Annotated in this window: 23 protein-coding genes and 2 pseudogenes; 13 read left to right on the forward strand and 12 right to left on the reverse strand. The window is 67.6% G+C overall.

The window, feature by feature from the left end; all coding sequences use genetic code 11:
- Positions 1 to 96: 96 nt before the first annotated feature.
- From AC3IRM_RS10745 to AC3IRM_RS10765, 5 genes are read right to left on the reverse strand one after another with little or no spacing between them, the layout of a single operon-like run.
- Positions 97 to 537: a hypothetical protein gene (locus tag AC3IRM_RS10745; RefSeq protein ID WP_489203147.1), complete on the reverse strand. Its 441-nt coding sequence runs from the start codon at positions 535 to 537 to the stop codon at positions 97 to 99.
- Between the two features lie 8 nt (positions 538 to 545).
- Complete coding sequence (locus tag AC3IRM_RS10750; protein ID WP_489203148.1) at positions 546 to 743, reverse strand: PspC domain-containing protein; 198 nt, start codon at positions 741 to 743, stop codon at positions 546 to 548.
- Positions 744 to 771: 28 nt separating this feature from the next.
- On the reverse strand, positions 772 to 1,839 hold the full coding sequence (phaC, locus tag AC3IRM_RS10755) for a class III poly(R)-hydroxyalkanoic acid synthase subunit PhaC (protein WP_489203149.1): 1,068 nt from the start codon (positions 1,837 to 1,839) through the stop codon (positions 772 to 774).
- 2 nt (positions 1,840 to 1,841) lie between these two features.
- Positions 1,842 to 3,401, reverse strand: a complete 1,560-nt coding sequence (gene phaE / locus AC3IRM_RS10760; RefSeq protein ID WP_489203150.1) for a class III poly(R)-hydroxyalkanoic acid synthase subunit PhaE — start codon at positions 3,399 to 3,401, stop codon at positions 1,842 to 1,844.
- Between the two features lie 26 nt (positions 3,402 to 3,427).
- Positions 3,428 to 4,048 carry a CDP-alcohol phosphatidyltransferase family protein gene (locus AC3IRM_RS10765; protein ID WP_489203151.1) on the reverse strand — a complete coding sequence of 207 codons (621 nt, stop codon included), beginning with the start codon at positions 4,046 to 4,048 and terminating at the stop codon, positions 3,428 to 3,430.
- A gap of 118 nt (positions 4,049 to 4,166) precedes the next feature.
- Between AC3IRM_RS10765 and AC3IRM_RS10770 the strand changes: the two genes are divergently transcribed.
- Genes AC3IRM_RS10770 through AC3IRM_RS10800 form a run of 7 tightly spaced genes read left to right on the forward strand, consistent with a single transcriptional unit; the run spans position 4,167 to position 7,831 of the window.
- Positions 4,167 to 5,018 (forward strand): SPFH domain-containing protein, encoded by an 852-nt coding sequence (locus tag AC3IRM_RS10770; RefSeq protein ID WP_489203152.1) that lies wholly within the window; start codon positions 4,167 to 4,169, stop codon positions 5,016 to 5,018.
- Positions 5,018 to 5,359: a hypothetical protein gene (locus AC3IRM_RS10775; protein ID WP_489203153.1), complete on the forward strand. Its 342-nt coding sequence runs from the start codon at positions 5,018 to 5,020 to the stop codon at positions 5,357 to 5,359. The genes AC3IRM_RS10770 and AC3IRM_RS10775 overlap by 1 nt, the downstream gene beginning before the upstream one ends.
- Positions 5,356 to 5,547, forward strand: coding sequence for a type II toxin-antitoxin system antitoxin (locus tag AC3IRM_RS10780; protein WP_489203154.1), 192 nt, complete (start codon positions 5,356 to 5,358; stop codon positions 5,545 to 5,547). Before AC3IRM_RS10775 ends, AC3IRM_RS10780 begins: the two co-directional genes overlap by 4 nt.
- Entirely contained in the window at positions 5,540 to 5,719 is a 180-nt protein-coding gene (locus tag AC3IRM_RS10785) for a DUF4177 domain-containing protein (protein WP_489203155.1), read from the forward strand. The genes AC3IRM_RS10780 and AC3IRM_RS10785 overlap by 8 nt, the downstream gene beginning before the upstream one ends.
- Complete coding sequence (locus tag AC3IRM_RS10790; RefSeq protein WP_489203156.1) at positions 5,716 to 6,543, forward strand: CPBP family glutamic-type intramembrane protease; 828 nt, start codon at positions 5,716 to 5,718, stop codon at positions 6,541 to 6,543. Before AC3IRM_RS10785 ends, AC3IRM_RS10790 begins: the two co-directional genes overlap by 4 nt.
- Before the next feature lie 57 nt (positions 6,544 to 6,600).
- Entirely contained in the window at positions 6,601 to 6,990 is a 390-nt protein-coding gene (locus AC3IRM_RS10795; protein WP_489203157.1) for a DUF3887 domain-containing protein, read from the forward strand.
- Positions 6,991 to 7,021: 31 nt separating this feature from the next.
- Positions 7,022 to 7,831 (forward strand): M15 family metallopeptidase, encoded by an 810-nt coding sequence (locus tag AC3IRM_RS10800; RefSeq protein ID WP_489203158.1) that lies wholly within the window; start codon positions 7,022 to 7,024, stop codon positions 7,829 to 7,831.
- 19 nt (positions 7,832 to 7,850) lie between these two features.
- Here AC3IRM_RS10800 and AC3IRM_RS10805 read toward each other — a convergent pair whose 3' ends face one another.
- The 5 genes and pseudogenes from AC3IRM_RS10805 to AC3IRM_RS10825 form a co-directional block, all read right to left on the reverse strand.
- Positions 7,851 to 8,222: a DUF423 domain-containing protein gene (locus AC3IRM_RS10805; protein ID WP_489203159.1), complete on the reverse strand. Its 372-nt coding sequence runs from the start codon at positions 8,220 to 8,222 to the stop codon at positions 7,851 to 7,853.
- Positions 8,223 to 8,436: 214 nt separating this feature from the next.
- Positions 8,437 to 9,591 (reverse strand): annotated as a pseudogene (locus AC3IRM_RS10810) (polyketide cyclase); the annotation flags it as partial.
- A gap of 441 nt (positions 9,592 to 10,032) precedes the next feature.
- Positions 10,033 to 10,098 (reverse strand): annotated as a pseudogene (locus AC3IRM_RS10815) (transcriptional regulator); the annotation flags it as partial.
- Between the two features lie 152 nt (positions 10,099 to 10,250).
- Positions 10,251 to 10,892 (reverse strand): response regulator, encoded by a 642-nt coding sequence (locus tag AC3IRM_RS10820; RefSeq protein WP_489203160.1) that lies wholly within the window; start codon positions 10,890 to 10,892, stop codon positions 10,251 to 10,253.
- 19 nt (positions 10,893 to 10,911) lie between these two features.
- Positions 10,912 to 12,126 (reverse strand): sensor histidine kinase, encoded by a 1,215-nt coding sequence (locus AC3IRM_RS10825; protein WP_489203161.1) that lies wholly within the window; start codon positions 12,124 to 12,126, stop codon positions 10,912 to 10,914.
- Positions 12,127 to 12,304: 178 nt separating this feature from the next.
- On the opposite strand from AC3IRM_RS10825, the gene AC3IRM_RS10830 reads away from it, so the two are divergent.
- From AC3IRM_RS10830 to AC3IRM_RS10850, 5 genes are read left to right on the forward strand one after another with little or no spacing between them, the layout of a single operon-like run.
- On the forward strand, positions 12,305 to 12,898 hold the full coding sequence (locus AC3IRM_RS10830) for a GNAT family N-acetyltransferase (protein WP_489203162.1): 594 nt from the start codon (positions 12,305 to 12,307) through the stop codon (positions 12,896 to 12,898).
- Positions 12,898 to 13,677, forward strand: a complete 780-nt coding sequence (gene minC / locus AC3IRM_RS10835) for a septum site-determining protein MinC (RefSeq protein ID WP_489203163.1) — start codon at positions 12,898 to 12,900, stop codon at positions 13,675 to 13,677. Before AC3IRM_RS10830 ends, minC begins: the two co-directional genes overlap by 1 nt.
- 24 nt (positions 13,678 to 13,701) lie before the next feature.
- The gene (gene minD / locus AC3IRM_RS10840) at positions 13,702 to 14,511 is read left to right on the forward strand and encodes a septum site-determining protein MinD (RefSeq protein WP_232137697.1); all 810 of its coding nucleotides are present in this window, start codon (positions 13,702 to 13,704) and stop codon (positions 14,509 to 14,511) included.
- A 2-nt stretch (positions 14,512 to 14,513) separates the two neighbouring features.
- Positions 14,514 to 14,777 carry a cell division topological specificity factor MinE gene (gene minE / locus AC3IRM_RS10845; protein WP_310234822.1) on the forward strand — a complete coding sequence of 88 codons (264 nt, stop codon included), beginning with the start codon at positions 14,514 to 14,516 and terminating at the stop codon, positions 14,775 to 14,777.
- 27 nt (positions 14,778 to 14,804) lie between these two features.
- The gene (locus tag AC3IRM_RS10850; RefSeq protein ID WP_489205908.1) at positions 14,805 to 15,284 is read left to right on the forward strand and encodes a hypothetical protein; all 480 of its coding nucleotides are present in this window, start codon (positions 14,805 to 14,807) and stop codon (positions 15,282 to 15,284) included.
- A gap of 31 nt (positions 15,285 to 15,315) precedes the next feature.
- Here AC3IRM_RS10850 and AC3IRM_RS10855 read toward each other — a convergent pair whose 3' ends face one another.
- Positions 15,316 to 15,861: a hypothetical protein gene (locus tag AC3IRM_RS10855; protein WP_489203164.1), complete on the reverse strand. Its 546-nt coding sequence runs from the start codon at positions 15,859 to 15,861 to the stop codon at positions 15,316 to 15,318.
- A gap of 159 nt (positions 15,862 to 16,020) precedes the next feature.
- Here AC3IRM_RS10855 and AC3IRM_RS10860 point away from each other — a divergent pair, with 159 nt between their 5' ends.
- Positions 16,021 to 18,015 carry a M2 family metallopeptidase gene (locus AC3IRM_RS10860; protein ID WP_489203165.1) on the forward strand — a complete coding sequence of 665 codons (1,995 nt, stop codon included), beginning with the start codon at positions 16,021 to 16,023 and terminating at the stop codon, positions 18,013 to 18,015.
- A 70-nt stretch (positions 18,016 to 18,085) separates the two neighbouring features.
- Here the strand turns inward: AC3IRM_RS10860 and AC3IRM_RS10865 are convergent, their stop codons facing one another.
- Positions 18,086 to 19,339 carry a multidrug effflux MFS transporter gene (locus AC3IRM_RS10865; protein ID WP_489203166.1) on the reverse strand — a complete coding sequence of 418 codons (1,254 nt, stop codon included), beginning with the start codon at positions 19,337 to 19,339 and terminating at the stop codon, positions 18,086 to 18,088.
- Positions 19,340 to 19,628 lie beyond the last annotated feature (289 nt).

Genomic DNA, 19,628 nt, shown 5'->3' on the forward strand with positions numbered 1-19,628 from the left:
GGCTGGACCCGCGCTTTCCGGTCTTGCCGCCACGCTGGGCGCGCCGCGCGGGACCGCCATCGAGCCGTCAACACCATCGAACGCCCGTCGACATGATCAAGGACGCGGCCACGGCCACCAGCCGCGACCGGTCAGAGCATAACGATCCGCCGCGCGTTCGAACCGGTTGCGCACGCTCACGCCACCGAACAGCAGATACAGCGGCAGGAACAGCGGGCCGAGCACCATGTACTGGTAGACGTGTGCGCGCTCGTGGTCGGCAAGCCGGATCGGCGCGTCCTCGCACCACGCGGCGCGGTGCGCGTAGGTCGTACAGCGCACATCGAGCGAATCGCCGGTGTGCAGGATCACGTTGCCGAAGGTGATCGCCCCACCCGGTCCCCAGGGCCAGCGGTCGAACACCAGGGCGAGGTCGGCGCGCCGCCAGCGGCAGTGCGCGCCGAACGGCAGGCCTGCCAGGCCGCCGACGAGTCCGATCAAGGTATTGGGCAGCGTCCACGCCGCACCGAGCACCAGCCCTGCGCCGCGCACCGCCATGCGCACGTTCAGCCCTCGCCTTCCGGCATCAGCATCCACAACAGCAGATAGACGAGCAGACCGGGAAACGCGGCCGACACCACCGAAACGATCACGAACAGCGCGCGCACAACGGTGGGATTCCAGTCGAATCGACGGGCGATGCCGCCGGCGACACCCGCGAGCACGCGGTCCTCGCGCGTGCGGCTCAAGGTGGGCGACGCCATCAGCGCCTGCGCCTGAAGTGCGGGCGCATCATGCGCGCTGCGCCAGCCAGTCGTGGATCGCCGACGGCACCTGGGTCTGCGCGCGTCCCGACACATAGATGCCGATGTGCCCGCCGCGGAACGACAGTTCCGAATAGTCCTGCGTGCCGACGAGCCCGCGCAGCGCGCGTGACGCGTCCGGCGGCACCAGATGGTCCTGCTCGGCGAAGATGTTGAGCACCGGCATCTCGACCAGCCCCAGATGCACTTCGCGGTCGCCGATGACGATGCCGCCGTTGACGAAGCCGTTGCCCTGGTAGAACTGCTTGATGTACTGGCGGAAGGTCTCGCCGGCCTGGTCGGGCGAATCGAAGATCCACTTCTCCATGCGCAGGAAATCCTCGAGCGCCGGCGCATCGTCGAGGATGTCGACCACACCGACGTACTTCTGCACCAGCAGGCGCCACGGCTTCAGCGTGAGGTAGCACGCATTCATCATGTCGGCCGGCACGTTGCCGAGCGTGTCGACGAACAGGTCGACATCGAGATCGCGCGTCCAGTGGGCGAGCATGTTGTCGTCGGTGTGGAAATCCACCGGCGTGACCATCGTGATCAGATTGCGCACGCGCTCGGGATGCAGCGCGGCGTAGCTCAATGCGAACGTGCCGCCCTGGCAGATGCCGAGCAGGTTGATTGAATCGAGTCCGGCGCTGCGACGCAGATGATCCACCGCGCCACCAAGGAAGCGTTCGATGTAATCCTCGAGCATCAGGAAGCGGTCGGAGCGGTCCGGATAGCCCCAGTCGAGGATGTAGACATCCTCGCCGCGCTCCAGCAACCCCTTCACGATCGACCGGTTGTGCTGCAGGTCGACCATGTACGGCCGGTTGACCAATGCATAGGCGATCAGCAGCGGCACGCGCGCGGTCGGCGCTTTTTCGCCGATGAAGCGGTACAGCACGACCTTGCCGTCGCGCCAGACTTCCTGCTTGGTCGTCGCGCCGTAATCGAAATCACCCACCTCGCGCAACGTGCGCAGGCTGGCACCGAGTTTCTGCTGGACGCGCGTCGCTTCCTCGGCGATGCGGTCGGGCGTGATGTGCAGTGGTCCGGTCATGGTCAGCGCGTCCCTTTACGCGACTTTCTGCTTTTGCCCTGCAGCGGCTCGGGCGCCTGCGGAATCGGCGAGATGAAGCCGAGGTTGGGCAGACTGGCGACGCGGCTCGGCGTACGCGCGGCCTTGCGCGTGGCGCGCGCCGGCGCGGCGGGCGTCTTCGCTGTACGACGGGGGGATCGCGTACTGCGCGGCGTGGTCTTCGCGGCCGCGGCCGGACTGCGACGCCGGCTCGCGGATGCGGAGCGCGACTTCGCTGCCGGCTCGGGCTTCGATGCGGCTGTCTTCGCGGGGGTTTTTTTCGCAACGGCTTTCTTCGCCGAAGCGACTTTGCGTTGAGGCGTTTTCGTGACCGCGCGCTTGGCTGTGACTTTCCTTCCGGCGACCTTCTTCGCCGCTGTCTTCTTCACTGCCGACTTCTTCGCAGGCGCTTTCCCCACCGCTGCCCGCTTCGCGGCCGGCTTTACCGGCGCCGCGCTGTCTGCCCCGACGCCGGGGTTGGAAGACACATGACCGGGCGCCGCCGTCGTCACGACACGCGTCGGACCCGCAGGACGACGCGGCGGTGCGCTCGATGTGGCGGCTGCAGGCGCGCCCGCGCCATCGACCGCATCAAGCCGGTCACGCACACGGCGCAGCGCACGCTCGAGGTCGGCGATCTTGCGGTGCGCGCCATCGAGTTCGGTGCGCGTCGGCAGGTCGAGCACGCGGCAGGCCTGTTCCACCTCGCGCTGCACGGCCTGGCGCAGACGCATCTGGCCGCCGACCATGTCGGCATAGGCCTTGCGGAACGCAGGCGACAGCGCGACCTCGCCATAGGCCTCCTCGGCCGCGTCGATCCACATGTCGAACAGCGCCCGCGGCGTCTCGATCGGCGTCGCCGGATCGCGCGTGGCGAGCTTGCGTTCGAAGATGCCGAACGCAGCCGTCGAGGCCTGCATCAGCAGCGTCTGGTAACCCTGCTGGCTGCGCTGGTGCTCGGCGAACGCACGGCCGAGGTGCTGCCAACGCTCCTGGTGCTCGCGTGTCAGGCCGAAGGTCGGGAGCGCGAACGCATCGCGCCCACCGCTGCCCATCGCCGGGCTTGCACCCGCCGCGTCGAGCCAGGGCTTGAGCCGCTGCAGCCACGTCTCCCATCCCTCGATGCCCGGCCCGTGCAGGCTGCCGAACATCGACCCGACGGGATTGCCACCCATGGCTTCGCGCCACGCCGCGGTGATCGCCTCGGGCGAGGCTTCGCGGCCCACGAATCCGGCCGCGACGCGCTGCATCTGCTCAAGCCACGGCCCGGCCATAGACTGGAATTGCCGCAGTGCATCGGTGCCAGCGTCAGGCGTCTGTGCGCCGCCCTTGAACCACTGCGAAGGATCGCCCCAAGGCGTGGTCCCTGCATTCGGCGGCGCGGCACCCGTTGGATTCCACGCATTGCCCGGCATCGTGCGCTGCAAGGCGTCACGCCATGTATCCCAGTAGCGGCGCGCGAGGCGCTCCAGATCCGCGCCCTGCGCGTCCGGTCCCTGTCCCATGTTGAACATCGTCGACTCCTGCGAACCGTGTTCGATCATAACAACGCCTTGCGGCGCCGGTCGTTTCAGAACTTCGGAATGCGCAGCGTCTTGCTGACCATCATCGCGCCGGACGCGGCGAACACCAGCACGAGCGGATGCAGCAGCCAGGGACCGAGGCGGATCTCGCCCAGCCACAAGGCATCGCCGATCTGGCCCTGCCACGCCGCGACGGCGAGCAGGATCACCAGCAGCAGGCTCGACGGAATCGGCGTGCCCTCGAAGAACTTCACCTTGTCGCTGCCCTGCGACAGGGTTTCGGCGGTCACGTTGTAGCGCGCGAGACGGCTGACACCGCAGCAGACGAAGCCGGCGAGCACCAGCACGTCCCAGCCGCCCTGCATGCCGCAGGCGTAGGCCAGCGCGGCCGGTGCGACACCGAACGAGATCACGTCGGCCAGCGAATCGAGTTCCCGTCCCAGCGTGGACGCGACTTTGCGCCAGCGCGCGACTCGGCCGTCGAGCGCATCGAAGACGAACGCCAGCGGAATCAGAGCCATGCCCACGAGCAGATCGCGCACGCTGCCGTCCTGCAGATAGCGCATCGCCGCGAACACCGCACCGGTACCGCAGAAGGCGTTGCCCAGCGTGAACCAGTCGGCCAGCTGGAAGTCGCGGAGCATCGAGAAGTGGCGGGGTCGGGACATGGGGAATCCAGTAGGTGGCGTGGCGTGATGGTGCAGGCCCGGCCCATGCGGTTACGTGAGTGTTGACATCAAGATATCAATTCGATATCAAACTCGAAACCCACTCGAGGATGCCGCGATGCAAGAGAACCCGATCCGATCCCTGCCCGGCATCCCGGTCCTGCTGGGCCAGCTGGTGCTCCTGGCACTGTGCGCGTGGACGCTGACGACTGGCGGCGGCGCCTTGCCGATCGTCGCGATCATCGTCGCGCTGGCAACCGCGTTCACCCTGATCGGCCACTACATGATCGAACCCAACCAGGCCGCGGTGCTGAGCCTGTTCGGCAAGTACGTCGGTACGGTCAAGGACGCCGGCCTGCGCTGGAACAATCCCTTCCTCACCAAGAAGAAGGTGTCCTTGCGCGTGCGCAACTTCGAGAGCGGCCGGCTCAAGGTCAACGAGCTCGAAGGCAGCCCGATCGAGATCGCCGCGGTCATTGTCTGGCGCGTCGTCGATTCGGCCGAGGCCGTGTTCAACGTCGACGACTACGAGAGCTTCGTGCACATCCAGTCCGAGGCGGCGCTGCGCGCGATGGCGACCGCCTATCCCTACGACCAGCACGAGGACGACCAGATCTCGCTGCGCAGCCATCCCACCGAGATCTCCGATCGCCTCAAGGAACACCTCGACGAGCGCCTGACCGCGGCCGGCGTCGACGTGCTCGACGCGCGCATCAGCCACCTCGCCTACGCGCCGGAGATCGCCCACGCGATGCTGCAGCGCCAGCAGGCGAACGCGGTCATCGCCGCGCGCACGCGCATCGTCGCCGGCGCGGTCGGCATGGTCGAGATGGCGCTGGCGGAACTGGAGAAGAGCGGCGTGGTCACGCTGGACGAGGAGCGCAAGGCGTCGATGGTCAGCAATCTGCTGGTCGTGCTGTGCAGCGATCGTGGCACCCAGCCGATCGTCAACACCGGCTCGCTGTACTGATGGCCCCGCATCACATCGCAGCGCTGGTGTTCGCACTGATGGCGGTACCGGCTTTCGTCTCGGCGCGCTGGCTGGTGCAGGGCCGTCTGCCGCTGTCGAGCGGCAGCGGCGGCATGACCGTGCGCGACAAGGCCGTGCTCGACAACAGACTCGCGCGGCTGCTGCGGATGATCGGCCTGGCGATGCTGGCCACCGCGCTCGGCCTCGTGCTGTGGGGCGATCAGGAACGTCGCCTGCTTGCGTTGATCGTGGTGATGTTCTTCGCCGTCAACGGCCTCGCTGTCGCGTGCATCTTCACTGTCGCCAGCGCCAAGCGTCGCGCGCGCGGAGGCGGCGGGTGACCGAGAAAAAGGCCTATCCGCTGCGCATCAACGCCGCGATTCTCGCGGCTGTACAGCGCTGGGCCGACGACGATCTGCGCAGTGCGAACGCGCAGATCGAGTTCCTCCTGCGCGATGCGCTGAGACGTGCGGGCCGTATTGCCCCTGCAACCGAACCAGAACCGTCCAAGGACTCCGACCATGAGTGATCGCTGGCAGTACAAGGTGCACGAGATCAAGCCGGGCTTCCTCGGCGCCATCAAGTCGAACCAGATCGAGGACAGCCTGCAGACGCTCGGCCTGCAGGGCTGGGAACTCGTCAGCGTGGTGCACCTGTCTGCGATGACGCCCACGCTGCTGTTCCTCAAGCGCCGCGCATGAGCATCGCCGTGACCCCGCCGCGTCCGCGGCAGGACCTGCGCATCGCGGTGCTGCTTGCCGCTGCTGGCGCCGTCGCCACGCTCGCCGTGATTCCGTATCTGCTGCAGATCGATCCGGCGCGCATGACCGGCGACGGGGCGATCGCACTGCCGGCGCTGGTCGCGATCCAGGCGATGTCGATGTTCATCCTGTGCGCGCTGCTCGCGTGGGCAGGCCTGCGCATGGGGCACCGCGTCGGCCTCGGCGCACCCTTGCTGCAACACTGGGTCAGCCGGCATGGCGGAGCGCAGCTACGCGATCGCAAGCCCTGGCAGGCGATCGGACTCGGTGTCGCCGCCGCCATCGCGATTCTCGTGCTGTCGCGGGTGTTCGATCCGCTGCTGTTGCCCGCGACAGAGGTCCAGATGACCGACATCGCGGGCGCGCGCAGTGCGCTGTACGGCCTGATGGCCTCGTTCTACGGCGGCATCGTCGAAGAACTGCAGCTGCGTCTGTTCCTGATGACGCTGATTGCGTGGGCGGCGACCTGGCTGTTGCGCAGGCGCTCGGGCTTCGACGGGACGCTGTCGCCGCGCGTGGCCTGGGCCGCAATCCTGATCGCGGCGCTGCTGTTCGGGCTGGGCCATCTGCCGACGGCGTCGATGGTCTGGGGCCTGGATGCCGGCGTCGTCGTGCGCACGCTGCTGCTCAACGGCATCGGCGGCGCCGTGTTCGGCTGGCTGTACTGGAAGCGCGGTTTCGAGATGGCCGTGTTGTCGCACTTCGCCGCGGACCTTGTCCTGCATGCACTGGTTCCCCTGCTGCTGCCACAGGGTGTGCTGTAGGAAACGGGCATGCTTCAATCGCACTTCATCCCGTATTGCCGACGAAAGGACTCGATCATGCGTACCCGTTCAATGCTGCTCGCCGCTCTGCTCTGCGTCACCACGGGCAGCGCGATTGCCCAGGCCGCGACCCGCGATGCCGAAGCCACCGCCAGCCGCGTGCTCGACCAGCTGGACGCCGGCGATTACGCCGCAGTCACCGCGACGTTCGACCCGCAGATGACCGCCGCACTCAGCGTCGACGCCCTGCGCCAGGTGCAAACGCAGATCGAAGCCGCCGGCCCGGTCACGTCACGCGACGCGCCACAGGTCACGCAGCAACAGGGCATGAAGGTCGTGGTCACGCGCGTCCATCGGGCACAGGCGAGTCTCGATGCGACCGTCGCGCTCGACGCCGAAGGTCGCGTGGCCGGGCTGCATTTCGCACCGGTCGCCGCGACACCCTGACGACCCGGACCGGCGCGCTAAGCTGCACGGTATGCACGTCAAGCCGTCGTCCCGCTTCCTGTTCAACACGCCCGACATCGAACTCTGGCCCGCGGCCCTGCTGCGTGCGCGCAGCAATCGCGACGCACGCGTGCTGTCGCGTGCAACGCAGGTCCTGCGACGCAAACGCGATGGCGCGTATCTCGCCGCCGTGCTGCCGGAAGGCGTCGTCGGCCTGATGCCGCGCTGGCAGCGCGAGCCCGGTATCGACGACGCCCTGGACTTGCTCGATGCCGGCGCACTGCACGCGCCTGGAACCGCCGCACCGGATCTGCCGTTGTCGCAGGTCGAAGCCCGACTCGATGCACTGGGCCTCGACGCCGACACTTACGCCGCGCGCACCGGCCTCGATCTCGTCGCCGAACCGGCATGGCTGGCGTTCGCGGGCCTGGACCGCTATCGCCGCCCGCTGTGGCTGGAGACGGAGACCGCGCGTGCCTGGCAGACGCTGCACGCCTCGGCTGCACGCGACGACATCACACTCGACGCGGTGTCGGGCTATCGCAGCCACGATTACCAGCTGGGCATCTTCGATCGCAAACGCGCGCGCGGCCTGCCGCTCGACGCGATCCTCGCGGTCAATGCCGCGCCCGGTTACAGCGAACATCACGCCGGCTGCGCCTTGGACATCAGCGCGCCGGGCGAGCCGCCGGCTGAAGAAACCTTCGAGAAGACCGCGGCATTCGAGTGGCTGACGCGCCACGCCGCCGATCACGGATTCACGATGAGTTACCCGCGCGACAATCCGCACGGCCTCGTCTACGAGCCCTGGCACTGGCGATACCGGGCCGCCGTCGACTGACCGATCTTGCGCTGAGCGATCAGCGCCGCACTGCAGCCACGGCCTGCAACAGCCAGCCCAGCATCGTCAGCATGCCCCCCCAGGGCGCGAAGAACGACGGCCCGCCGAACAGATGGCGCGACACCAGCGCGCCGCCGAACAGCAACGTGCCGGCCAGCAAAGCGACCAGCGAAGCGAGTTCGAGCGTGCCGCGCACGGCGCGAGCCAGCAGCGCGAGCGCGATGCCATGACCGAAGGCGAACACCGCCGCCGTCTGCAGCGCGGCGCGCGCATCCCCATCGACGGCGTGCGACGCGTAGGCCGACAGCCCGACCGACGCGCCCGCCAGCAGTGCGCCGGCTGCGACAAGTCCGCCGATGTGCCGTGAACTGCGAGTCGACCCGATCCTCATTGCAGTCTCCGATGCCGCCACAACGGCGCTATAGCCGACCGTATCGCCGTGAAACAGCAGCCCTGAAACGACACACGCCGCATCCCGGGGGATGCGGCGTGCGATGCACAACCAGCGCGGATGCGCCTGCTTACTCGGCCGGAGCCGCCGCAGGTGCCTCGGCCGGCGCCGGCGCCGCTGCGGGCGCCGCTGCAGCAGGTGCCGCATTCGGATCACGCAGCGTCCAGAACACCTCGAACTCACCGTTCTCGGTGAACGCGGTATCGATCCCGTTGACGTAGTTCTCGTACGGACGGTCGGTGACTTCGTAGCCCTGCGTCAGCGCCCAGGCGCGGACTGCATTGCGGACATTGTCCAGCTCGGCCATGAAGCCCTTGTAGTTCGCCTTGGCGACGCGGGCGCGCGGCACGAACATCGACTTCACCGGACCCATCAGCTCCAGACCGGTGATCTCGACGGCGTCAGTGGTCGATGCGGCGACTGGCGGCGCGGCGGCAGCAGTCTCTTCACCCTCGCCCTCGACAGCGGCCGGTGCGACAGGCGCGGCCGGACCGGTGCCCCTCTTGCGGACCGGCATCGCGATGTCGAACGTATAGGTCTCGCGGCCCAGCTCGGTGGTGATGATGCGCAGCGGACCGGCAGCTTCGAGGTTGTTGGCGGCCATGGTGCGGTTCATCCACTCCACGTTGGCCTTCATCGAGTCCTGGATGACCTGGTTGTTGCGCTCGACCGCACCGGCTGCGACGACCAGCAGATTTTCGGCCGGACGCTCCGTGGCGGTCAGGTTGGCCAGCGTGCTGCCTTCGGCGCGGTAATCGACGTTCGGCACGGCGGCCAGCATGTTGGTCAGACGACCCAGGCCCAGCTTGATGCCATCACCGACGTTGCGGCTGACATACAGACCGGCGAAGCGGCCTAGCAGATCCCAGCCGTAATCGACGCTGTAAGTCTGGGTGATTTCGATGTTGCGGTTGTTGCGACCGGTCGGCCTCAACGTGAAGGTGGTCTGCTTGTTGTCGCCGCGCGTCGGGTTCTCGACCGCATAGACCACGCGGGTGCCCGGATCGGACTCAACGATCTCCCAGCTGCCGTCGCCGACGCGCTTGAGGGACGAGCTGTAATCGATGCGGGCACCGACGCCAGCTTCGGGACCGGACACCTTGAGCTCGGCGTTCGGGTCGTAGGCGGTAACCGGCGACCAGTCCTTGAAGCGGAGCACGCTGTTGAGCGTGTCGAACACGATCGTCTGGCGGCGGTTGGTTTCCGCTGATTCGGTCAGGGTGCGGCTGGAGGGAAGCAGTACGGCCACCACGAGAAACAGCACGGCGACGATGACGCAAGAAATCAGCAGTTCGAGCAGACGGGTCATTCAGAGTTCTCCAGGACCAAATCCGGCCTGAGGCGGCACAGACCGGCAATCGTATCAAGTTGCGTGTTACCGGGCGAGTCTATTCAAGCATCGATGCAAGGGCCTGCCCGGTGTACCGGATGCGCGCCCGCGAATGCCCCCGTCGCGCCAGGGTCGGCACATTCAGCAAGTCGGTGTCGGCATCCGGTGAAGCATCCATGACGTCGGCGTGGCAGGAGACTCCGCCTGGCCCGCAGCTGGAGACCGCCTGCCAATCCGCACGCCTTTCGCGTGGCGCGCGGAGTTGCGCTCAGAAAAGCTGTAGTTCGAAAGCCCTGAGTGCGACGCGGATGCGGTCGCGCACGCCGAGCTTGGACAGGGTGAAGACGCCCCGCTTGCGAGGCACCGCCTCGCGGGGCGGACGCACGCCCGTCGCGCTGCGACGGGCCGGCCATCCTGCCGTCAGACCAGTTGCAATTCGAAGGCCTTGAGCACGGCGCGGGTGCGGTCGCGTACGCCGAGCTTGGATCAAACAAGCTGCAATTCGAAGGCCTTGAGTACGGCACGGGTGCGGTCGCGTACGCCGAGCTTGGACAGGGTAAGGACGCCCCGCTTGCGAGGCACCGCCTCGCGGGGCGGACGAACGCCCGTCGCGCTGCGACGGGCCGGCCATCCTGCCGTCAGACGAGTTGCAGCTCGAAGGCCTTGAGCACGGCCCGGGTGCGGTCACGCACGCCGAGCTTGGACAGGATGTTCGACACGTGGTTCTTGATCGTGCCCTCGGCCACGCCCAGCGAATTGGCGATTTCCTTGTTGGAAAAACCACCGGCCATCAGTCGCAGGATTTCGGTCTCGCGATCTGTCAGCGGGTCCGGCTTGTCGAGACTGACGAACTCGTTCCGCATCTGTTCCAGACCCGTCAGCAGGCGTTGGGTCACGGCCGGCTGTACCAGCGAACCGCCGCCGGCCACGGTGCGGATCGCGCCGACCAGCTGGTCCAGGGAGACATCCTTGAGCAGATAGCCCTTGGCGCCCGCCTTGAGGCCAGCGAGCACCAGCTGATCGTCGTCGAACGTGGTCAGGATGATCGTCGGCGGCAGCGTGCCCGCGCGCGACAGCGCCTGGATGGCTTCCAGCCCCGACATCGCAGGCATGCGCATGTCCATCAGCACGACATCGGGCTTGACCTGGGGAATCGTCTCGACCGCCTGACGGCCATCGGACGCCTCGGCGATCACCTCGATGCCGCCATCGAGCGCGAGCAGCGAGCGGATGCCCTGGCGCACCAGGGTCTGGTCATCGACCAGGCAGACTCGGATCATGGTGCCTCCCATTGCGGATTCATGCCGGCGACTGCGCTTCGCCCCGGCGCGCAGCATCGCGCAGCACGGTCGCATCCGCCAGCGGCAGTTCCAGCTTCAAGACGAAACCGCGGTCGGGCGCGGTTTCAACGTGCAAGGTGCCGCCGTAGGCGGCCAGTCGCTCGCGCATGCCGGTCAGGCCGTTGCCGATCCGCGCCGCCTCGGCACCGCGACCGTCGTCGCGCGCGTCGACGCGGATCGTGTCGCGGTCCTGGCTGTAGCGCAGGCGCAGCAGGCTCGCGCCGGAATGGCGCACGGCATTGGTGATGATCTCCTGCGTGCAGCGCAGCAGCACGTGCGCGCGCTCGGGGTCGTCGACAACGAACTGCACCGGCAACTGCATGTCGACCTGCAGGCTGGGCACGTGCTCGGCAAGCGGCAGCAGGGTTGCGCGCATATCGATCGCATCGTCGTCGCGCAGCTGGCTCACCGCTTCGCGCACGTCGCTGAGCAGCAGCTTCGCGAGCGTCTGCGCCTGCCCCACATGCTCCTGCGCCTGGCCGCTGGCGAGATGGCTGGCGATCTCGAGGTTGAGGCTCAAGGCCGTGAGGTGGTGGCCCAGCAGATCGTGCAGCTCTCGCGAGATGCGGGTGCGTTCGTTGACGCGCACGCTCTCGGCCAGCAAGGCGCGTGTAGCGCGCAGTTCCGCATTGAGCCGGCGCTGCTCCTCGCGCGCCTGCGCCTGCTGGTGGGCGACAAAGCCTGTGACGAATGCGAAGCCGGTGAAACCGACGTACAGCACCGCCTGCAACACCGCCTCGGGCCAGGTGAAATCCAACCCGCGCACGTAGACCGGCACGATGACGAACTCGCAGGCCACCAGCAGCGCCACGCCCACCCAGAGCGGCAACAGCCACGGCAACACACAGGCTACGACCATCAGCAGGATGCTGCCCAGACCGCTCTGGCTGTAGTAGCTGATCGCGATCGCGCTGCCCGCCAGCAGCAGCACCAGAAGATGGTCCAGCGCGCGGATCCGGCGCTCTCCCAGCCCGCGGGTCAGCCAGGCATAGCTCAAGCCGAACACCGCCCAGGCGGCCCAGGTCGGCCAGCTGTCGAGCGCCAGGCGCATGCCCCCATCGCTCAGTTGCTCGACCGGCGCCAACGACAGCATCAACAGCGGCAGGCCGATCACTGCCCAGGTGAACAGGCCGGCGATGCGCAGCAGACGATTGTGGTTCAGATCACGGAGCATGCCGGCATGTTAGGCACATGTGCGCGATTACGGACGGGCCTGAAGTCATGCAGGCAACCTCGTCGCCGGTCGCCCGTCGATCCCCGGCATGCAATAATCCCGGCCTGTGCGACGCGCAGCGGCAGGAGCGCCGCGACCGGTCGTCTCGCGCGTTCATCGGTAGTCTCTGGAGTCTGGAATGTCGATCGTCGTCCGCGACGTGCATGCGCACGAGCTGGATTCCATCCTCGAACTCAACAACGCCGCCGGTCCCTCGATCCTGCCGCTGGATGCGGTCCGTCTCCGCCATCTACACGACACCGCGGAGTACTTCCGGGTCGCCGAACGTGATTCGGTGATGGTGGGATTTCTGATCGGCTTCGGTGCCGGCAGCGGCCACGAGAGCAGCAACTTCCGCTGGTTCGAATCCCACTATCCCGATTTCTTCTATATCGACCGCGTCGTGGTCGCCAGCCGCCGCCGTGGCGGTGGCGTGGGGCGCGCGTTCTACGCCGATGTGCAAAGTTACGCCGAGGTGCGCCATCCGCTGCTGACCTGCGAGGTGTTCCTCGAACACGACAACGATCCGGTCCGCCTGTTCCACGGGAGCTTCGGTTTCCGTGAGGTCGGCCAGCACGTGATGCCGGGAAGCGGCATCCGCGCGTCGATGCTGGTCAAGGACCTGTGCAGCTATCCCTGGGTGCGCGAAACCTACGGCGGCGCGCTGCCCGACGAACCCTGGCTGGGCCGCCCCCGCGTGCCCGCCCGCACCCCCGAGGAGACGAAAGCCTGATGGCGTCCCGCCCTGCCCCCACGGCCGATTTCGAACCGGCCGGCGAACTGAAGATCGGCCAGGTGGGCATCGCCAACCTGCGCGTACGCACGCTCGATGTCGCCCGGCTGGCCGAAGAAATGCGCAGCCGCGTCACGCGTGCGCCCAAGCTCTTCGACCGCGCTGCCGTGATCCTGGATTTCGGCGGCCTGGCGGAACTGCCCGACCCGACCACCGCACACGCGCTGATCGACGCGCTGCGCGACGCCGGCGCGCTGCCCGTCGCCCTGGCCTGGGGCAGCCCGGCCAACGCAGCGCTCGCCGAAGCGCTGGATCTGCCGGTGCTGTCGAAGTTCCGCGCGCAATACGAAAACGCCGACGCGGCGCCTGCCCCTGCCCCCTCGCGCGCCGCGGCGGCACCGGAACCCGCTGCGCCGCAGCCTGCGGCACCGGCAGCGGCGACCGCCGCGGAACCGGGCCTGGTGCAGGCGTCGGCCGTGCGCTCGGGCCAGCAGCTCTATGCCCAGAACCGCGACCTGACCGTGCTGTCTTCGGTCGGTGCCGGCGCCGAGGTCATCGCCGACGGTTCCATCCACATTTACGGCCCGTTGCGCGGCCGTGCACTGGCAGGCGCACAGGGCAGCAAGACTGCGCGTATCTTCTGCCGCAGTTTCCACGCCGAACTGGTCGCAGTAGCGGGCCATTACAAAGTGCTGGACGATATTCCCCGCGAACTCCATGGCAAGGCCGTCCAGGTCTGGCTGGAGCATGACGAATTGAAGATCGCCGCACTCGAGTGACGGCGACATACCAGGAGATGTGTTTTGGCTGAAATCATCGTAGTCACCTCGGGCAAGGGCGGCGTCGGCAAGACCACCAGCAGCGCGAGCATCGCCATCGGCCTCGCCCGTCAGGGCAAGCGCACGGCGGTCGTCGACTTCGACGTGGGCCTGCGCAACCTCGACCTGATCATGGGCTGCGAGCGTCGCGTGGTGTACGACCTGGTCAACGTGGTGCAGGGCGAAGCCTCGCTCAAGCAGGCGCTGATCAAGGACAAGCGCTTCGACAACCTCTACGTGCTGGCCGCGTCGCAGACCCGCGACAAGGACGCGCTGACCACCGAAGGCGTGGAGCGCGTGCTCAAGGAACTCGCCGACGACGGCTTCGAGTACATCGTCTGTGACTCGCCCGCGGGCATCGAGAAGGGCGCGTTCCTGGCGATGTATTTCGCCGACCGCGCCGTCGTGGTCGTCAACCCGGAAGTCTCGTCGGTGCGCGACTCCGACCGCGTCATCGGCCTGCTGCAGTCCAAGACCCGCCGCGCCGAGAACGGCGAGCGCGTGCAGGAGCACCTGCTGCTGACCCGCTACAGCCCGGCGCGCGTGGAGACCGGTGAGATGCTGTCGATCACCGACGTCGAAGAAGTGCTGGGCCTGAAGACGATCGGCGTGATTCCCGAATCCGGCGACGTGCTCAACGCGTCCAACAAGGGCGAGCCGGTGATCCTGTCGGCCGAGTCGAACGCAGGCCAGGCCTACGACGACGCGGTCGCACGCCTGCTGGGCCAGGAGCGCCCGATGCGCTTCACCACCACCGACAAGAAGGGCTTCTTCAGCAAGCTGTTCGGAGGCTGATCATGGGTATGTTCGATTTCCTCAAGCCGAAGAAGAACACCGCCTCGATCGCGAAGGACCGGTTGCGCATCATCGTGGCGCAGGAGCGGAACAATCGCGGCGCCCCCGATTACCTGCCGCTGCTGCAGCGCGAGCTGCTCGAGGTGATCCGCAAGTACGTCAGCATCGACGTCGACGCGGTCAAGGTGGACCTGGTCAAGGACGGCGACCACGACGTGCTGGACATCTCGGTCGCGCTGCCCGAAGAGCGTCAAGCCACTGCCTGAGCCACACGGGTGGATGCGCAACGCACGATCGAGGCGCCGGACGCGGCCGGACCTGTGCTGTGTCTGGCCGACATCGGCTTCGACGCGCCGGCCGCCCTGCTCGCCCGTTACGGACTGACCCTGCATCGCGTGCCCGACGGCGCGCCGATTCCGGGCAGTTACTGGGGGGCGCCGGAGGCCGGCATCATCGGTACCGACGTGCATGCGCGTGGCGACACGCCGGTGCATTCGCTGCTGCACGAGGCCGGTCATCTGATCGTGCTGCCGCCCGAGCGCCGCGCCGCCGTGCATACCGATGCGACCGATTCGGTCGAGGAAGAAGACGCGACCTGCTATCTGCAGATCGTGCTGGCCGATGCGTTGCCCGGTGTCGGCTGCGATCGTCTGATGGCGGACATGGACACCTGGGGCTACACCTTCCGCCTCGGCTCGACGCGCGCGTGGTTCGAGCAGGACGCGGAAGATGCGCGCGCGTGGCTGCTCGCGCGGGATCTGTTGCCGCGCTGACGCCGACCTCGCCTCCGGCAAAATGCACGGCTCAGGGCAGCGTGCGCATCTCGCGTTCGGCATCGGGCGACTTGGCGTCCGCCCATTGCCCGATCGTCGCGAGCGCGCCGGAAGGCGCAGGCCGGCTTGCCGACACGAAGGTCGTCAGGACCGGTTGGCGCGAACAGCCCACGCGCGAGGGCGTGGTTTCCGCGCAACGAAAACGCAGCATGGCCGCCGCAAGCACGGTGCGCGTTTCCGCGTCGTAGACGACCGCCCCCTTTTCCATGCAGCTGTGCTGGCGACACCCGGCGTGCAGGATCCGACCGCCGCCCAGATCCCACGCCCGCGTGGCTCGCCGGTCATCGCCATCGGGAATGCCCAGCACCTCCCACATCTGCGCCAGCACCGGGCCGTCGGAATACAGATAGGCCGCACGCGCGTCGCCAAAAAATGCAGCCATAGCGTCGCTCGCGAACTCCGGAACCGGTCGGGCACCATGTGGCTGCGCCAGCACTGTCCCCGTCAGACTCGATCCGCAGACGATGAGTGCGCAGCTGATGAACAAGCGGACGCAACGGCTTCGGTACGCCAGCATGGCGGGGACTCCTGTCGTGGTCTGCGCCCACCGGATGCGACACAGACGGGTGGTCCTGATCTTCGATACCCACGTTATGACATGTCCACGCGGACGTCACTTGCGGGCATGGACACGCCGCACTAGCCTCCTCGTTCCCTAGCTGACCGGAAGCTGTCCGTGACTCATCGCCACGCCCTGCTCGCCCTTGCCGTGGCCGCGAGCCTGACGCTCGCCGGCTGCAACCGTTCCGAATCGCCCGATACCGCTGCGCCGGCAGGCGGCACTGCTGCGCCCGCAGGCGAGACCGCCGACCAGTTCATCGCCCGCGTCAACGAGGAAGTCAGGGCGTTGATGCCGGAGCTGACCGCCTCGCAGTGGCTGTCGGCGACCTATATCAACGACGACAGCCAGTTGCTGGCCGCGAAGTACAACGAGCGCTATCTCGCCCAGCTCAACAGCTGGATCGAACAGGCGCGCAAGTTCGAAGGCCAGCAGATGTCGCCCGAGACCGCGCGCGCGATCAACCTGCTCAAGCTCGGCGCGTCGATGCCGCCGCCGCGCAATCCCGAACACCTCGCCGAGCTCACCCGCATCGCATCGAAGATGGAAGGCACCTACGGCGCCGGCCAGTACTGCACCGGCGAGGGTGAGGCCCGCCGTTGCCGCCAGCTCGGCGCGCTCGAGGACGTGCTGCGCACCAGCCGCGACTACGACGCGCAGCTCGACGCCTGGCAGGGCTGGCACAGCATCGCCCAGCCGATGCGCGGCGACTACACGCGCTTCGTCGAACTGGTCAACGAGGGCGCACGCGATCTCGGCTTCGCCGATGCCGGCGAGGCCTGGCGCTCGGGCTACGACATGCCGCCGGCCGAACTCGCCGCCGAGACCGATCGCCTGTGGGGCCAGGTCAAGCCGCTGTACGAACAACTGCACTGCTACACCCGTGCACGCATGGATGCCCGGTATCCGGGCCGCGGCACCGTCGACGGCGGGCTGTTGCCTGCACACCTGATGGGCAACATGTGGCAGCAGGACTGGGGCAATCTGTGGGACGTGCTGCAGCCCTACCCCAATGCCGGCGATCTCGACATCACCGGCGCCCTGGAGAAGAACTACCAGGTGCTGCTCAACGAGCGCATGGTCAAGGAGAACGCGCTGATCGACTCCGATCGCCGCACCGAGGTCGCGCACGCCGCGCAGCTCGACAACGCCAAGCGCATGAACGAGCGCGCACAGGATTTCTACGTGTCGCTGGGCATGCCCACACTGCCCGAGAGCTACTGGACCAAGACCCAGTTCATCAAGCCGCGCGACCGCGACGTGGTCTGCCACGCCAGCGCCTGGGACATGAACATGGCCGGCGACGTGCGCACCAAGATGTGCACCAAACCGAACGAGGAAGACTTCACAACGATCTACCACGAGCTCGGCCACGTCTATTACTACCTGGCCTACAACGGCCGTCCGCCGCTGTTCCAGAACGGCGCGCACGACGGCTTCCACGAGGCGATCGGCGACACCATCGTGCTGGCGATGACGCCGCAGTACCTGCAGTCGATCGGCCTGGTCGGCGAGCAGACGCAGTCGCAGGAATCGCTGGTCAACTCGCAGATGCGCATGGCCCTGGCCAAGGTCGCGTTCATGCCGTTCGGCCTGATGATCGACCGCTGGCGCTGGGGCGTGTTCGACGGCTCGATCACGCCGCAGAACTACAACGCTGCGTGGTGGTCACTGAAGGCGCAGTACCAGGGCGTCGCCCCGGCGACCGCGCGCGGCGAGGAGTTCTTCGACGCCGGCGCCAAGTACCATGTGCCGGGCAATACGCCGTACACGCGCTACTTCCTGTCGCACGTGCTGCAGTTCCAGTTCTACAAGGCGCTGTGCGATGCGTCGGGCCACACCGGGCCGCTGTACGAATGCAGCTTCTACGGCAACAAGGCCGCCGGCGAGAAGTTCTGGGCGATGCTCGAGAAGGGCAACAGCCAGCCGTGGCAGCAGACGCTCAAGGAGCTGACCGGCGGCGAGCAGATGGACGCCGCACCGGTGCTCGAATACTTCGCGCCGCTGCAGACCTGGTTGACCGAGCAGAACGAGGGCCGCAGCTGCGGATGGACGGCGCCGGCCACGGCCCAGTCGCCGGCGCCTGCACCCGCGGCTCCGCCCCGGGGCTGAGCTCAGCTCGCGCACGCGCAAGGGCCGGCAATCTGCCGGCCCTTTTTCCATGGTGGCGGCAGCCGCACGCCTACATCTGGTCGGTCGGCTCCAGCGCTGCCGGGTCGCGCGGACAGGCCGGCGGCGGCGAGGTGCCGCGCGACAGCTCCCAGCGCCAGAACATCCAGCCGACCAGCATGAACGCCGCCGACGTCGCCGCGAGCAGCACGGGCTGGTGGCTGACCAGCGGCGACAGCAGACCGGCGACCGCGGCATTGAGCACCAGTCCCGTAAAGGCCTGCAGCGAAGACGCCGAGCCGCGCTGACGCGGGTACATGTCGAGGATCGCGAGCGTGAGAATCGGAAACGTCAACGCGATGCCGAAGGAATTGAGCATCGCCGGCATCACCGCCCACGGAATCGCGGGCTGGTCGACCAGCAGGTTGTAGGCGACGTTCAAGGCCACTGCGACGCCGCTGCAGGCGAAGCCGATATTCGCCAGCCGCGTGCCGGTGATGCGCCCCGCCGCACGCCCGGACACCCAGGAGCCGATCATCATGCCGCTGATCATCGGCACGAAGAACCAGCCGAACTGACGCTCGTTGAGCCCCAGCACATCGACGACGAACACCGGCGTCGAGGCGATGTAAAGGAACAGCGCCGAGAAATTGAATGCACCCGCCGCGGCGATGCGCTGGAAGCGGCTGTTGACGAAGATCGCCGTGTAATCAGCCAGCAACCGCCGCGGCGCCAGCGAGATCCGGTGCTCGCGCGGATGGGTTTCCGGCAGCCACAGCCAGACCACGACCAGCAACACCAGCGAGAACGCGACCAGGAACCAGAAGATCAGCGGCCAGCGGCCCCAGCCCAGCAGCCAGCCGCCGATGATCGGCGCGATCGCGGGCGCGATGCTGAAGATCATCATGACCTGGCTCATCAGCCGCTGCGCATCGTCGCCCTGCAGCACGTCGCGGATCACCGCGCGGCCGACGATCAGGCCCACGCCGGCCGACAACCCCTGCAGTGCGCGGAACCACAGCAGCGTGGTCAGATCGGTCGACAGCGCGCAGCCCACCGACGCCAGTACGAACACCGCCAGGCCGCCGAGGATCACCGCGCGCCGGCCGATCGCATCCGACAGCGGCCCGTGCACGATGCTCATCAGCGCGTAGGCGATCAGATACACCGCGATCGTCTGCTGCATCGCCGCCGGATCGGCATCCAGGTCGCCGCCCATCGCCGGGAACGCCGGGAAGATCGTGTCGATCGAGAACGGGCCGAACATCGCCAGGCCCGCCAGCAGCAGCGCCAGGGTGCGGATCGACGGCATGCGCGGCTGTCTCATGCGCGCACCCGCAAGGCGCCTGCGGCGACGGCTGCAACACGAAGCGCCGGCACGCAGGCGACGGCAGGACAACAGGATTCGGACATCGGGACACCGGCAGACGTCCGTATTCACGGACCGGGCGCGGCGCAGAGGCCGCTTCGAAGCGCGACATCATAGGCCGGCCGGTGCGCGTGCTCCGGCAACGGCGCGTTCCGTCCGGGCGCAAGCGGCACGCGCGGGCGCGCGGAGTGGCCGGTATACTGCGCCGCGTATGCAGTGGGAGAAGCGGGCGCTCCTCGTGAGTGTC

This window comes from Luteimonas sp. KH_071 (assembly GCF_057838005.1).